Raw genomic sequence first — 13,929 nt, 5'->3', positions numbered from 1 at the left:
TATAGGGCTGGCCCATTTCTTCAAACGCCCACCTCACAGCCAAATTCCGCGCCAGTCCTCGGCCGCGGTTGAGTAGTTGCGCAAACGCGGTGATTGTCGGGTTCATGCGGTCCTTCCCAAGCGGGTGGCGGCACGATGCGCGCTAGGCCAATCGGCGGCAGGAGCAGCGACATGAACGGACGGCCGAAAGGCACATCGGGAACCTGGTCGCGAACGGTCGGAACTGGGTCTAGCCTGCCGACGCGAAGCCGACCGCATTATGACTAGATAGAAGGCGCCTCCGTCGGACGGCGCCGTCCATGATGGTGCGAGTGACGACCGCGTGCCGCTATATGTCCACATGCAACCTTTCCGTCGCGCGGTGGAGGCGTCGTCTGCTTCCGTCCAGAGGGCAGCAGGGTGCTCAGGCGGCCCTCTCACTTCGTGCACTGGCAATCAGCTTACGGGCAATGTCGCGCACCGCCTCGTCGTCCTTGCTTTCGTCCTTCGCCGGGTCTCCCAGATGGTCGAGGCTGCTTTCAATATGATCGAGCAGGCCAGGATGCTTAGCCTCGACGTATTCCACCAGCTTGAACAGGACGTGCTCCATCGCGATTTCGCGGCGGCGGGCTTGGACGGCGGTCTCGTCGGTCATCATTGTCTCCATTGTACGGGATCACTGAACGCGCGGCGGCGGCATCGGCATCAACGCGACGTGGCATCGCTACAAATCGACCCGGCAATACCTATCTTTGCGGTGTTCCATGACCGCATCAGCCCCGCTCATCCTCGCGTTCGGCGACAGCCTCGTCGCTGGCTATGGTCTAGCCACCGCCGACGGCTTTGCCGCTCAACTGGAGCATCTTCTGAGCGCTGCACATCCGGGCGCACGGGTGATCAACGCGGGTGTTGCCGGGAACACCACTGCCGACGCGTTGCGGAGGCTACCCCGCGTGCTCGCGCGCCTGCAAGTCCGTCCCGACCTCGCGATCATCCAGCTCGGACCCAACGATGTGCTCCGACAGGTGCCGCCGTCGTCCACGCTGGCGAACCTTGAGGCGATCCTCGTCGAGTTTGGCCGCTGCGGCGCCCCGGTGCTGCTCACAACCATCATGCCCCCGCCGCTGCTCGCAAAGAGGGCGGCCCCTTACGCAGACATTCAGCAAGCTCTGGCCAAGCTCCATGGTGCAACGACTTGGCCGTTCTTTCCCGCCGGTGTGCTGGGTCATCGAGACATGGTACTTGCGGACAGGGTGCATCCGAACGGCAAGGCAATCGCTGCTGTGGTCGAGGCGATGCTGCCTGCGATCGAAGGTATTTTGAACGTAGAGCTGACGCGGTGACACTGGCGAAAACAGCGGAACCTTGCCGCTGATAAAGCAGCCAATCTGAAACGGGATCAGATTGTGAACGAACCGCGGGTTTCGGGAAGTGGACGGAGTGGCCCGAATGGCGACTTCTGGGTCGTCGTGTCTCTAGCTCCGACCTATTCCAGTGCGGTCGTTGAGCAACTTAAACGAAGCCGTGGAACTGATGGGGCGGGTGATAGCCTCAACGGCAGGATTTCTCGAGAACGCTAAAGAGTACATCAGGGCATAGGTTCTGAACGATGAAATCGTCGCGCAGGCTCGGCGAGCTGATTCGCTCCTGCCACGAGTGAGCCATAAGTAAATCTCGGCACCAATCACCAATCGATCATTGGACGTACGAGCGGCGCCGGTGACATCAAGTCCCCACTGGGCAGCAACGGCTGCAACGGGCTGCCGGCCGGTAACTACCGGTTAGTGGACCGGCCGAGAGCAATCGTTCTTGGCCCGCCGGCATGCATGACAACACCACAAGAAGACCGGCGAACGCCCGGCACGGAGAGCTTTGACTGTGGTAAGAAGATATGGGCGTTCCACACTGCGTGTGCTCATGACCCCGGTAGGTTTGTCAGCGGTGGTTTTCGCCGCCCAGGTCGCGCAAGCGCAGAGCGTTCCCCCTAATTCGCCGCAGACGACCGAGTCAGGCGGACCGCTGGCGTCGCAATCTATGACCGGGGTGCGGCCGCCAAGATCGCAGCCGCGTCCTGCCGAGGTCCTGCCGGGTGGGCGGCCAGGGCCTCAAGGTCTTCCGCAGTTCTATCGCTGGACCGAGGATTGGTCGGCGACACCCAAAGCGGACGCGCCGCTGGTGGAGAAGATCCGTCATATCCCGATCGCGGGAGACGATGTCTATCTGTCGCTCGGCGGTGAGGCGCGGCTCTATTATACCAATTGGAACCACACCGTGCTTGGCGCGCGGGCAAAGGATGGCGAGGACCCGGTGCAGTCGCGCCTGCGGCTGCTCGCCGACCTTCACGTTGGGCCTTACGTTCGCGCGTTTGTCGAACTTGGCGACAACCGCGATCTCGGCGCCTCGTTTGTTACTCCTCCCAACAGCGACAAACTCGACATAGCTCAGGCGTTTGTCGATGTGACGCTTCCGCTGGGCTCCGCAGGCAAGATTACGCTACGACCCGGCCGGTTCGAGATGCCGCTCGGCAACGGCAAGCTCGTCGACACGCGCGAGGGATTGAATACCCGCTTCACCTTTCAGGGAGTTCGCGCCACCTACATCCTGCCGGGCAAGGTGTCGGTGGATGTATTCGGCGTGCGGCCTGTGGCGATTCAACCAGGCACGTTCGACGACAACCCCAATCACGCGTCCACCTTCACCGGCGTCTACGTCAGCGCCCCCAATCGCGTCGCCGGGTTCGGAGTTGACGGTTACTGGTATGAGGTCAATCGCGACAGCGCGACCTTGCGTGAAGGCGTTGGCCGCGATCACCGTGATAATTGGGGTGGTCGGCTGTGGCGTCGCGGACCCGCGTGGGACTTCGATCTCGAGGGCAATCACCAGAGCGGCAGCTTCAACGGCGGCGATATCGATGCTTACGCCATCCTGTTCGAAGGCGGCTATACGCTTGTAGCCAAGCCGCTCAAGCCACGGCTGGGCCTGCGCGCCAATCTGTTCAGCGGCGACAACAATCTGGCTGACGGCAAAGCCGGGACCTTCGTTGCAGCTTTCGGCCGATCGTCGCTGATCACAGAAGGTGCATTCTTCGGCCTGTCCAACCTGATGGACCTTTACCCCTCATTGACGCTCAAGCCGCGCGACAACATTACGGTACTGGTCGGCCCCGACTTCCTGTGGCGCAACAGCAAGGCTGACGGCGTATACCTCGGCCCGTCAGGGTCGTTCGCGCCTTACGCATCGAGCCGGGCGATCGGCACCGACCTCAACCTCGATGCCTCGTGGCAGTTCTCCAAGCGAATGCAGTTCCGATTGTTCGAAACCTACTTCGCGGCGACTGACTCCTTTCAGGCGCATGGCGGCCGTAATGGTAATTATTTCGGAGTGCTCGCCGACTACCGCTTCTGATCTGTTGAGGCGCGGTCGGTCGGCATACGGGCGGCCGCGTTGTCCGACAGCAGGCTGACGAGACGCTCGCCTAGCGCCGACAGCCGGCCCGAAGCACGAACCTTGTAGCCAATCGTCCGGCTGCCGGCGTCGGCGAGCGGGATCACGGTCAGCGCGCCATCGGCCTGCTTAAGCTGAATTGGGGAGACGATCGTGACCCGGTCGCTCGATGCGACCACCGTTTCCAGCAACTGGAGCGAGTTGGCGAGAATGCAGTTGCGCGGCCATGGCAAACCAGCGGTCATGAACAGTGCCTCGACATGGCTGCGATAGGTGCTGCCCGGCCGTGGTAGGATCCATGGCGCATCGGCGAGTTCGGCCAGCGTCACTGCGGTATGCTGGCGGAAAGGGCTAAGTGACCCCACCGCGACGGCGAACGGATCTTGCATCAGCACACGCTCGACCACGTCTTCGCTTGACATGAACATCTCACCCACGGGCCCGATGATCACGTCAATCGCGCCGGATCGCAGCATCGGCACCAGCGTCTGATCAAGGCCGTCGAGAATCTCGATATCAACTGGGTCGCCGTCACGGATCAGTTCGATCAGCGTGTCAGCGAGCAAGGTTGGAATGACGCTCGGTGTGGCGCCGATCCGCAACGGCCCGGCAACACCGTCGACCCGTCGGCGGACTTCCGTCTCCGCGTCCGAAAGCAAGGCCTGCAGTCCCTCGGCGCGGCGCACGAGGATCTCGCCATAGGGCGTTAGTTCGGAGCCGCGTCGGCTTCGCGTCAAAACTGGTACGCCGAGCCGGCGTTCCAGCAGCGCGATGCTGTTCGAAAGCGCCGGCTGCGACATGCCCTTTTCGGCAGCCGCGCGGGTGAAGGAGCCAGTGCGCGCGATCGCGAGCAGGTTTGCGATTTGCGTGGCATCGACAGCCATAGGGAAACCTTTGTACTCACAGTATTTCGATCATTTGACCGTGTATCAAAGGTTGTGTCAACGCCGCGCCATGCCGGAACACGGAAGCCCCTCAATATGACCGTCTCAACGTTGTCACTGAGCGCAGGACTCGCCTTCTCCGACCGGATCGAGGCGCTGCTCGATGGCCGTGTCGATGTCGACGGTGCGACGCTGGCGATCAGCTGCCGACAACCGCAGGCGCTGTTCCGCTCGGTGCTGCGCGACCAAACGTTCGACGTGTGCGAGTTCTCGCTTGGCAGCCATATCGCCGCGGTTGCGGCTGGCAATGGCGCGTATGTCGGCTTGCCGATCTTCGTGTCGCGCGCGTTCCGCCACGGGAACGTCTATGTACGCACTGATCGCGGCATCGCTTCGCCTCAGGATTTGGCCGGTCGTCGGATTGGGGTGATCGACTTTCACCAGACTGCCGCCTTGTGGGTGCGCGGGATCCTTGCCGATGGCTATGGCGTCGAACGCTCCAGCATCGAATGGATCACCGGCGGCCTGTCGACCCCAGTGCTCGAGGATCGCGCCACGCTCGATCTGCCGCCGTCAATCTCCGTACGGCGGTCGACGCAAACGCTCAATGACCTGCTCGAGGAAGGCGCGATTGATGGCGTGATCAGCCCGACCGCCCCGGCGCTGTTCACCCGTGGCGACCCGCGCGTGGCGCGACTCTGGCCCGATCATCGCGCGGCTGAGCGCGCCTGGTTCGGCGACACCGGCATCTTTCCGATCATGCACCTGCTGGTGCTGAGGCGGCGCTGTGTCGAGACAGCACCGCGACTTGCAAAGGCGCTGTTCGAAGCGTTCGATCGGGCACGGCAGCTCGCGAGCAGCGATCTCACAGATCGCGATTATCCCAAGATAGCCTCACCCTGGCTAATGGCCGATCGCACACGAACGCTCGCCGAACTCGGCGGCGATCCGTGGAGCTATGGCGTTCCCGCCAATCGCGCCGCGCTGGAGGCAATCCTGCGCTACGCCGAAGCCGATGGACTTACCAAGCATCGGCTCGCGCCTGAGGCCTTGTTTGCCGATCTCCCTGGCGCCGACGATCTTCCCCCGAGCAGCGGACTACAATGATGACTTCTAACAACTTTTTGATCGAGAGCCTGCGCAGCGTCCAGTTCCAGGTACCTGATCTGGCGCGGGCCGAGGCCTTCTACACCGAAGTCTGGGGGCTCTCCGTCGCGGACCGTGACGATGATCGGCTGTGGCTGCGCGGCACGGGCGACGATTCCTATCTGCTCGGCCTGCGAGCCGGTGGCGTCGCGGCAATCCGCGACATGACGTTTCGCGCCGCATCTGCGGAGGCGCTTGAGCGACTGGCAGCGCGGATCAGGGAGGCGGGCCTCGCCATGGTCAAGCCGGTCGGCCTTATAACCAACGAGCCTGCGGGAGGCACTGGCTTCGCCTTTGCCGATCCGCGCGGGCGCACCATCAGAATCGTCCACGGTGATCATCGGCCGGACGCGGCGCCGCTGCAGCGTGACCGGCCCGAGCGGCTGGCGCACGTCAACATCAACAGCACCGACGTCGACGCCGATGTCGCCTTTTTTGAGGAGCAGCTCGGCTTCCGCCTTACCGATCGATCGAAGATGATGGGTTTCGTGCGCACCAACAGCGATCACCACAGCGTGGTGATCGCGCAGGCGCCGGTCGACACGCTCAACCACGTCGCCTTCCTCCTCCCCAGTTGGGAAGGGGTGATGGTCGCTTCCGGCCGGCTGGTCGACAACGGCTTCCCGATCGCCTGGGGGGTGGGGCGCCACGGGCCGGGCGACAACGTGTTCGCCTATTTCGTCGATCCGTTCGGCTTCGTCGTCGAGCATACCGCCGAGGTGCTGCAGGTCGACGACGATTACCGGGTCGGCGGTCCGCAAGACTGGACGTGGGCGCCAGGCCGCACCGATCAATGGGGCATCGCGCCCCCCAAGTCAGACGCGTGCACGGCTGCGCAACTCGCCATCCCTTTCACGCTGGCGATCTGAGCGACCCCGCCGGTGGCCCCAATTAGCCATCACCAATCGTGGGCACCATCTCATTTTCCATCATTTGACCGTAGTTAAGCCGGGGTGCACTCAAGGCTCAACTTCCGAGCGAGCACGCAGTGCGGAGAGGATCAACGTGCAGGACTTCGACATCGTGATCATCGGCTGCGGCCCGGTGGGTGGTGCAGCCGCCAACCTGCTCGGGCGCGCTGGTCTTAACGTGCTGGTGGTCGAGAAGCAGGCCGATCCTTATCCGCTGCCGCGCGCCGTCCACATCGACCATGAGGTAATGCGGATCTTCCAGTCGGCCGGGGTGGTTGATGGTTTCGAGCCGCTGGCGCGCGACACCCAGGGTCACCTCCACATCGGCGCCGACGGCGGCGTCCTGCGTTATCTCGGCACCGCAGGCCAGGCGCGCCGCTTCGGTTGGTCGAACGACTATTTCTTCTACCAGCCCGAACTCGAGGCGCTACTGCGCGAGCGGCTTGCGGCGATGCCCAACGTCACTTTTTGGACGGGCGCCAGCGCAATCGGGCTCAACCAGGACGCCGATGGCGTGACGATCGCGCTAGAGCGTGCCGATGGCGGTGTTCAGGTGCGGGCAGGGCACGTTATCGCCTGCGACGGCGCGTCGAGCCCGACCCGGGCAATGCTGGGCGTGTCGTTAGTTGACATCGGGTTCGAGGAGCCATGGCTGGTGGTGGACGTCGAGATGGACGGGCCGGTCACCTTCCCGCCTTACGCCGGCTTGCCGATCGGGGCCGATCTCCAGCAGCTCTCGGTGATGCTGTGCGACCCACGTCGACCGACGACGATCGTGCCGGGGCGTGGCAATCATCGCCGTTGGGAATTCATGTTGCTGCCGGGCGAGCAGGACGAGGCGATGCGCGCGCCCGAGCGCGTCGCCGCGTTGATCGAGCCATGGGTAGGCGATGTGCCGCATACGGTGGTCCGGGCGGCGACCTATCGCTTCCACGGACTGGTCGCAGATCGCTGGCAGGTCGGCCGTGTATTCCTAGCGGGCGATGCCGCGCATCAGACCCCGCCCTTCTTCGGGCAGGGGATGTGCCATGGGATGCGCGACGTCGCCAGCTTAGCCTGGAAGCTGGCGTTGGTGCATCGTGACCTGGCTGGCGCACCGTTGCTCGACGGCTATCAAGGCGAACGCGAGCCGCAGGTGCGCGCGGTGATTTCCGCGGCGATCGAAGCCGGGAAGTATATATGCGAACTCGACCCCTTCGCTGCCGCGGCTCGCGACCGGATTATACGCGAGCGTGAGGCGACGCGAACTGTTCACACCGCGGCGGATCTGATCAGCCCCATCACCGGGCTGGTGCTCGCCGCCAGCACCGGGGCAGGGGAGCGCTTCATCCAGCCGCGGCTAACCGATGCCGAGGGTCTTTCCTACCTGCTCGACGATGTCACCGGCGCGGGGCTGCGGCTGTTCGTTGCCGGTGATCCGGTGCTCGATGCCGCCAGCGCGGATGCCTTCAAGCGCCTCGGCGGGGGCGTCGTCTCGATCGAGGCGCTGCAATCGGACACGTTGGCAGCCTGGCTGGCGGCGCATGACGCCGTTGCCGTGCTCGTCCGCCCCGATTTCTATGTGTTCGGCACCGCCCGCACCGCGGCCGACGTCGGTCCGCTGCTCGATGCGTTCCTGCGCGGCGTCGGTGCGCCCGTGATCGAGAGCGTGGCAGCTTGACCCGCCTAACCTTGGAGGTCGCGACGCGGATCGTCGATGCCGCGCTGGCACACGCAGCGTCGCGCGATGCCAAGCCGCTGGCGGTGGTGGTGCTCGATGCCGGCACCCATCCGCTTGTGCTCAAACGGAACGAAGCGGCCAGCCTGTTCCGCGCCGAGATCGCCACCGCCAAGGCGCATGGCGCACTCGGCATGGGCAGCGGCAGCCGGACGCTTGCCGAGCGCGCGGCTGCCTCACCCTCTTTCTTTACCGCACTGTCGGCGGTGACCGCGGGGCGCATCGTTCCCGCGCCTGGTGGCGTCCTGATCCGCGCCGCCGACGGCGGGATCGTCGGTGCCGTCGGCATCAGCGGCGATCAGTCCGACATTGACGAGGCGTGTGCGATCGCCGGGATCGTCGCAGTCGGCCTCGTCCCCGATCCCGGCGGCTCGCACCATGGCTAAAACGGCCGACTTTTCCCTGTCGCTTATCGAAGGAACCAACCGATGAAGTTCATCAGCTATCGCATCGGCGATCGCGCCAGCTATGGCGCGGTGATTGACGACCAGATCGCCGATCTCGGCTGCCGACCCGATGCACCGGCCGATCTCAAGGCGGCAATCGCCGCCAGCTGGTTGCCCGGCTCAATCAAGGGGCTGGAGCCGACATTGGCGCTCGCCGAGGTGAGCCTGCTGCCGATTATCCCCAATCCTGGCAAGATCCTCTGCGTCGGCCACAATTACGAGGATCATCGCAAGGAGACCAACCGGGCCAAGACCGATCATCCGTCGATCTTCACGCGCTTCGCAGACACCCAGATCGCCGCGGGCGAGGCGATCCGCCGCCCGCCGGAATCGACCATGCTCGACTATGAGGGCGAGTTGTTGCTGATCGTGGGCAAGGGCGGTCGCCGGATCAGCCGCGAGGATGCAATGGATCATGTCGCCGGCTTCGCCTGCGCCAACGATGCTTCGATCCGCGACTTCCAGTGGCACACCGGCCAGTTCACCCCCGGCAAGAACTTCCCCGGCACCTGCGCCTCCGGACCCTGGATGGTGACAACCGACGAGATCGGGCCGCTCGAAATGCTGTCGATCACTACCCGCCTCAACGGCGAAGTGATGCAGCAGGGGCGCTTTGACCAGTTGGTCTTCCCGATACCCGAATTGGTTGCTTACTGCTCCACCTTCACCAACCTGTCGCCGGGAGACCTGATCCTGACCGGCACGCCGGGCGGCGTAGGCGCCAAGCGCCAGCCACCGGTGTGGATGAAGGCCGGCGATACCGTCGAGATCACCATCGACGCCATCGGCACGCTGACCAACCCGGTCATCGACGAAGCCTGAACACAGGCCCGATCGACCGAGCGAGACAAATACAAGGAGAGCGACATGAACCTGATCGACGTAGAGAAAGAGATGGCGGACGCGCCCCTGTCGGGGGCACATATCCGCTTCGCCGCGCTGATCGGGACCGTGTTGTTCATCGACGGCTACGATCTGTTCAACGCCGCATATGTTGCTCCCTATGTGAAGGCGCAGTGGAGCCTTTCCAGCCAGCAGATCGGGCTGATGCTGTCGCTCGGCATTGCGGGACTGGCAATCGGCGCCCTGCTGCAAGGTCCGCTTGCCGATCGCTTCGGGCGCCGGCGGGTGATGCTCGCCGGGATTTGGCTGCTCGGGCTCGCCAGCCTCGCGCTTGCACTGCTGGCGCACAGCTTCGTCGTCTTCTGCGCTCTACGCGCCGGCCTGGGGATTGCGCTCGGCATGCTGTCGCCAATCGCGTTTGTCTACATCAATGAATGGGCGCCGGCGCGCTACGCGAACCGTTATGCGACCATCTCGTTCGTGCTGCCATTTTCGCTTGGCGGCATCTTCGCCGGCATCGCCGGGCTTACCCTCGCGCCGGACTTTGGCTGGCACTCGCTTTATTGCGTCGGCTCGGCCGCGCTGTTGATCGCGCTGCTGTGCCACGCGGTGCTGCCGGAATCTGTGCGTTTTCTCGCCGCGCGAGGCGACTGGACCCGAGTCGCGACGGTGCTGGCCAAGGCGCGGCCGGATCGTGCGTCGATCTACCGGCAGGCGAGCGGTTTCGAGACCGGCACAATTGAGCGAGGTGGTGGCATCGCCATGCTGTTCGACCGCGATCACCGCGCGACGACGATCGCCATCTGGTTGGCAAGCGCGCTCAGCCTGTTTTGCCTGCACGGCCTGACCGCTTGGCTCCCCTCGATTCTGCTTCACGAGGGCGCTGCGGTGCAGACGGCCTTCGGATATGGCACGTTGCTCATGACCATGCAGATCCTGGGCGGCGCCGTTGCCGGCTGGTCGGCCGATCGCGTCGACCGGGTTGCGGTCATGGCCGTCGGGTTCCTTGGTGCGGCGGCCTCGCTGATCTTGCTTGCATTCACTATTCACGGCAGCTTCGCATTCGCGGCAGTGGCGGGCGCGGGGTTCTTTGTATTCGGAACCCACGCCGTCATGAACAATTTCACGGCGGCGAGTTACGAGACACGGCTGCGCGGAACTGGCGTCGGTACCGCAGTCGCGTTCAGCCGCGTTGGCGGGGTAGCCGGTCCGATCCTGATTGGCCGAATGCAAGGATTGCATGACGCCTTGTGGCTGACGTTGGCCATGCTAGCCGGCGCTCAAGTTTTCGCCGCGCTGGTTATCGCCACGCTCAGGAGGCGCAGTAATCGGAGCGGGTATGATATTCCCCATCATGCTGGTCCGACGCCGCTCCAGACGGGGCACTGATCATCCTTCCACTGGGCAGTTGCGAGATATCCTGAAGGTGGTCGGTGATGCTTAGTGGCAGACGAACTCCTGATCCTTGGAAAGACTCTCGACCCGCCACCGGCGATCTTGCCAAGAGTTACTGACAAGCAATAGGACGTGAGGGCGGCTGATCTAGCTTTCCAAAAGGCAGCCGCCCGATATGAACAAATGATCGAAGTTTTGATCGCGGACAGCTCGGTTGGAACGTCCAATTCTGGGTCGAGTGTGCAGCGCGCGAGTAGGTGAAAGCAAGCCTCGGCATCGATTGCGGAGGTCCACGTCTCAACTCGTATGTCAATCTTCCGTGTTTGCGTGCCTCTCGGCATATCCGCAGCTAGGAAAAGATCGTGCCGCAGCGATCAAAAAAGTCTTTGTTGCCTGCGCGGCGCCAGCGCCCTCGAAAGCGGAGCGCCAAGCGCAACGGTGCGCCCGAACGCGGGCTGCTGCTGCTGCTCGCTGCGGCTGGCATCCTATTACTGGTAGTGGCAACGCTGCTGCCTACGCCGCACGAGTTGAATGTTGCTGAGCCAATGACGGTGGCGCAGGCCCGGGCCTCAAATGTAGCGGTGTCAATTCAGACGGATCGACTCGTGAGCGCCGAGGCCTTCTATTTTCGCGGCGGCCGCGCTGCACGCGAACAGGCTGCCGAGTGTCTGGCGACAGCGGCGCTCTACGAAGCCGGCGACGATGAACGTGGACAGCGTGCGGTGATGCAAGTGATTCTAAATCGGCTGCGTGCGCCTGGCTTTCCAGCAACAATTTGCGGAGTTGTATATCAAGGCTGTGGCCGCCCGGCCGGGTGCCAGTTCTCCTTCACCTGCGATGGTTCACTCCAGCGCCGGCCGGTGCATGTCGGTTGGTCGCTGGCCAAGCGAGCTGCGCGTCGCGCGTTAGCCGGAGCGGTGTTCGCCGACGTGGGTAAAGCGACGCACTATCATGCTGATTGGATCGTTCCTTACTGGCGCAATTCAATGACGAAGGTCGCCCAAGTCGGTCCGCACCTCTTCTACATACGCAAAGTCGGCTAGAGAATGAGCCTGGAACATCCGGCGTAGCGTTCGGCCCGTGTTTTCACACAGATTCCACGACCTCAACCCATTGCGCGGTCACTTTAGAACGCCTGATACCGAACGTTTAGCCGGTGGTGAAGGCGATCAGGATGGCGCCGGCAATCAGGAAGGCGACGGAGACGCCGGCACCGCTTCCGCGCGCAATCGCGATCGGCAGGTTGCTGATCATGGACGCCACCGGTGCCGCTGCGGCAAACACCAAAAAGACGATGGCACGGTCAGCAGCAGGTGACGCTGTTGCGCCGCCGATGGTATTGGGAGCTCCACGAGCAATCTTTCGGCTGATAGACCGAACGCCTCACTACGGGGAAAAACGAGAAACGCACCTGCGAGCTACGCAAAACGGACCGTTGTCTTCCTCAGGCTTTACGTAATGGTCGCGAGCGTTCGGCGCCATCGCGAGATGATGAAGCAGCTAGCCACTCGACTATCTAGGCTAGGCTGCCCCGATCTTTAGCTGAACAGATGGCCGAAAATGGGGATCTCCCAAGCCCAGCCATATGCCGCTTTGTAGGTCGTTGCGCCGAAGGGAAGGGATGGGCAGCGATCCCACCATCGCCGACCAGGACCGGACCTTCCGCGGTCGCCCAACTCCAGACGCTCCGATCACGTCGATACTCATAGAAGCGGCCGGTCGTCCCTCAGGCAGCCTAATTAGCCAGCTCCAAGTGTCACAAGGTTGCGATACGCGCCTTCTGCGAGGTACCCGCGCATTTGAAAGCGATCCGCTCTGAAACCTACGGTCGAGCCTTTTGTCATCGGCTCTTTAAAAGCGGAGAACGCTAATGCCTCAGCCCTATTTTCGCCAGAAGTAATGAATAAGAGTCTGACTGCATCTGGGCTTTCACATGCAACGCTTTGTCCGAACAAATCACCACCTTGACTCTGTCGATGATGGGTAGCGTTCGAAATTGAACACGCCTCGCGCGCGTGCGCGGAAATGTGCGGCGGCAGTCCGTTCCAAGCTGCCATTTTGCGGGCTTGTCGTCCGATAGCAAGCCGGCGTCTGTCTGGAAGAAAAACAAACCGACGGCTGTCGCCCATATGTCGTCGTTGCGCGAGCCTTTGACTGACTCCACAAGGAGACGGTGGTGGCTGCGTGGAGCGACAAAGATAATGTGGCGACGATACATGACGATGGCTGCCTTGATCCTCGTGCCTTCCGCCCTGTACGCGGCAGAGCCCCGGACAACGACCACGCTTCAACTACGACCTGAAGGACCATCAATAAGCCCGGAAGAAGCGAAAGCGCTGCCGCCACAGGCCTTAGGCGACGCTTTACTCGCTCCCGGACACCTGCCTGTCTTGGAAGTTGTTGTAGGCGCACAGGGCATGGAGCCGCCACCGCCGCCTGGCGGAGTCGTCCCCACACGGGTTAAACTGTACCTCAAGCCCTTGTTGAGTGAGCAATCAGGCTTCTGCCAACGGACTATCGCTACCACTTACCTTCAGCCAGTCAGCCGCCCAGAAATTTCGAGTGCGTCTGGTGGACGTCCGATCAACCTGACAACCGAGGTAGCCTATCGTTGGATTGGGGAGGCGCGCGGAGCTTTGGCCTGCAATGCGCCAAAATATGCGTTCTTTATTCCAAGCCTCAAGGAAAAACAGAGCGCTCTCGAGGCAGTCCGCCTGCTAGCAGCGGCTAGCGAGGCTGCTAAAAAGGGCAGACGGTTGGGCTACTCGTTATCGCTCGTGGATAAAGAAGGTCCCGAGATGCTCGCATTTCAGCGAGAGCATCCCGAACTAACCCCAGTACCCGGCCTGCGCATCATAAACGACGCCAAGAAAGCTCTGGCATCGCTTCCAATCGGTGAAGCGACGTTTGCCGGTCCTTCAGAGACAGCATTTCCTAATATCCTTAAAGCTTCTGACCTTAAGACTACTAAAAGTCGTGTGGCCCGGGGCCTGACAGTGTTCCTCGGCGGTGATTGGATCGCCGGCCTCGTGATAGTTGATGGACGGATCGTCAGAATGCGTTTGCAGCGCGCCATCCCACCACCATTCTAGGGAACCTCGTACGGGCGGACCCTGAGGCTGGAACGAGCCTTCGTCTGCTTCGAAGGTGTTTTTGTCTAAAAG

General features: G+C 62.7%; 12 protein-coding genes. 10 read left to right on the top strand and 2 right to left on the bottom strand.

The window, feature by feature from the left end; all coding sequences use genetic code 11:
* Positions 1 to 403: 403 nt before the first annotated feature.
* Complete coding sequence (locus L8F97_RS14070) at positions 404 to 634, bottom strand: hypothetical protein (protein ID WP_242151286.1); 231 nt, start codon at positions 632 to 634, stop codon at positions 404 to 406.
* Positions 635 to 743: 109 nt separating this feature from the next.
* On the opposite strand from L8F97_RS14070, the gene L8F97_RS14065 reads away from it, so the two are divergent.
* Together L8F97_RS14065 and L8F97_RS14060 are read left to right on the top strand one after the other, a co-directional pair.
* On the top strand, positions 744 to 1,322 hold the full coding sequence (locus L8F97_RS14065) for a GDSL-type esterase/lipase family protein (protein WP_242151283.1): 579 nt from the start codon (positions 744 to 746) through the stop codon (positions 1,320 to 1,322).
* 598 nt (positions 1,323 to 1,920) lie between these two features.
* Positions 1,921 to 3,384: an alginate export family protein gene (locus L8F97_RS14060; RefSeq protein WP_242151279.1), complete on the top strand. Its 1,464-nt coding sequence runs from the start codon at positions 1,921 to 1,923 to the stop codon at positions 3,382 to 3,384.
* Here the strand turns inward: L8F97_RS14060 and L8F97_RS14055 are convergent.
* Positions 3,372 to 4,307: a LysR family transcriptional regulator gene (locus L8F97_RS14055; protein WP_242151277.1), complete on the bottom strand. Its 936-nt coding sequence runs from the start codon at positions 4,305 to 4,307 to the stop codon at positions 3,372 to 3,374. The two genes, L8F97_RS14060 and L8F97_RS14055, sit on opposite strands and share 13 nt — an antisense overlap.
* 96 nt (positions 4,308 to 4,403) lie before the next feature.
* Here L8F97_RS14055 and L8F97_RS14050 point away from each other — a divergent pair, with 96 nt between their 5' ends.
* From L8F97_RS14050 to L8F97_RS14015, 8 genes are all read left to right on the top strand, one after another.
* Positions 4,404 to 5,414: an ABC transporter substrate-binding protein gene (locus L8F97_RS14050; RefSeq protein ID WP_242151275.1), complete on the top strand. Its 1,011-nt coding sequence runs from the start codon at positions 4,404 to 4,406 to the stop codon at positions 5,412 to 5,414.
* Positions 5,414 to 6,322: a VOC family protein gene (locus tag L8F97_RS14045; RefSeq protein ID WP_242151272.1), complete on the top strand. Its 909-nt coding sequence runs from the start codon at positions 5,414 to 5,416 to the stop codon at positions 6,320 to 6,322. The genes L8F97_RS14050 and L8F97_RS14045 overlap by 1 nt, the downstream gene beginning before the upstream one ends.
* A gap of 136 nt (positions 6,323 to 6,458) precedes the next feature.
* Positions 6,459 to 8,024 (top strand): bifunctional 3-(3-hydroxy-phenyl)propionate/3-hydroxycinnamic acid hydroxylase, encoded by a 1,566-nt coding sequence (locus tag L8F97_RS14040; RefSeq protein ID WP_242151269.1) that lies wholly within the window; start codon positions 6,459 to 6,461, stop codon positions 8,022 to 8,024.
* Entirely contained in the window at positions 8,021 to 8,467 is a 447-nt protein-coding gene (locus tag L8F97_RS14035; RefSeq protein ID WP_242151266.1) for a GlcG/HbpS family heme-binding protein, read from the top strand. The genes L8F97_RS14040 and L8F97_RS14035 overlap by 4 nt, the downstream gene beginning before the upstream one ends.
* Before the next feature lie 42 nt (positions 8,468 to 8,509).
* Complete coding sequence (locus L8F97_RS14030; RefSeq protein ID WP_242151263.1) at positions 8,510 to 9,349, top strand: fumarylacetoacetate hydrolase family protein; 840 nt, start codon at positions 8,510 to 8,512, stop codon at positions 9,347 to 9,349.
* A gap of 45 nt (positions 9,350 to 9,394) precedes the next feature.
* Positions 9,395 to 10,759: an MFS transporter gene (locus L8F97_RS14025; RefSeq protein ID WP_242151260.1), complete on the top strand. Its 1,365-nt coding sequence runs from the start codon at positions 9,395 to 9,397 to the stop codon at positions 10,757 to 10,759.
* 368 nt (positions 10,760 to 11,127) lie between these two features.
* Positions 11,128 to 11,808 carry a cell wall hydrolase gene (locus tag L8F97_RS14020; RefSeq protein ID WP_242151257.1) on the top strand — a complete coding sequence of 227 codons (681 nt, stop codon included), beginning with the start codon at positions 11,128 to 11,130 and terminating at the stop codon, positions 11,806 to 11,808.
* 1,173 nt (positions 11,809 to 12,981) lie between these two features.
* Positions 12,982 to 13,857, top strand: a complete 876-nt coding sequence (locus L8F97_RS14015; protein WP_242151254.1) for a hypothetical protein — start codon at positions 12,982 to 12,984, stop codon at positions 13,855 to 13,857.
* Positions 13,858 to 13,929: the final 72 nt, after the last annotated feature.

This window comes from Sphingomonas sp. BAUL-RG-20F-R05-02 (assembly GCF_022662305.1).
Lineage (GTDB): Bacteria > Pseudomonadota > Alphaproteobacteria > Sphingomonadales > Sphingomonadaceae > Sphingomonas.
The sequence above is the reverse complement of the archived record's forward strand: the minus strand, read 5'-3'. Positions and strand labels throughout refer to the sequence as shown.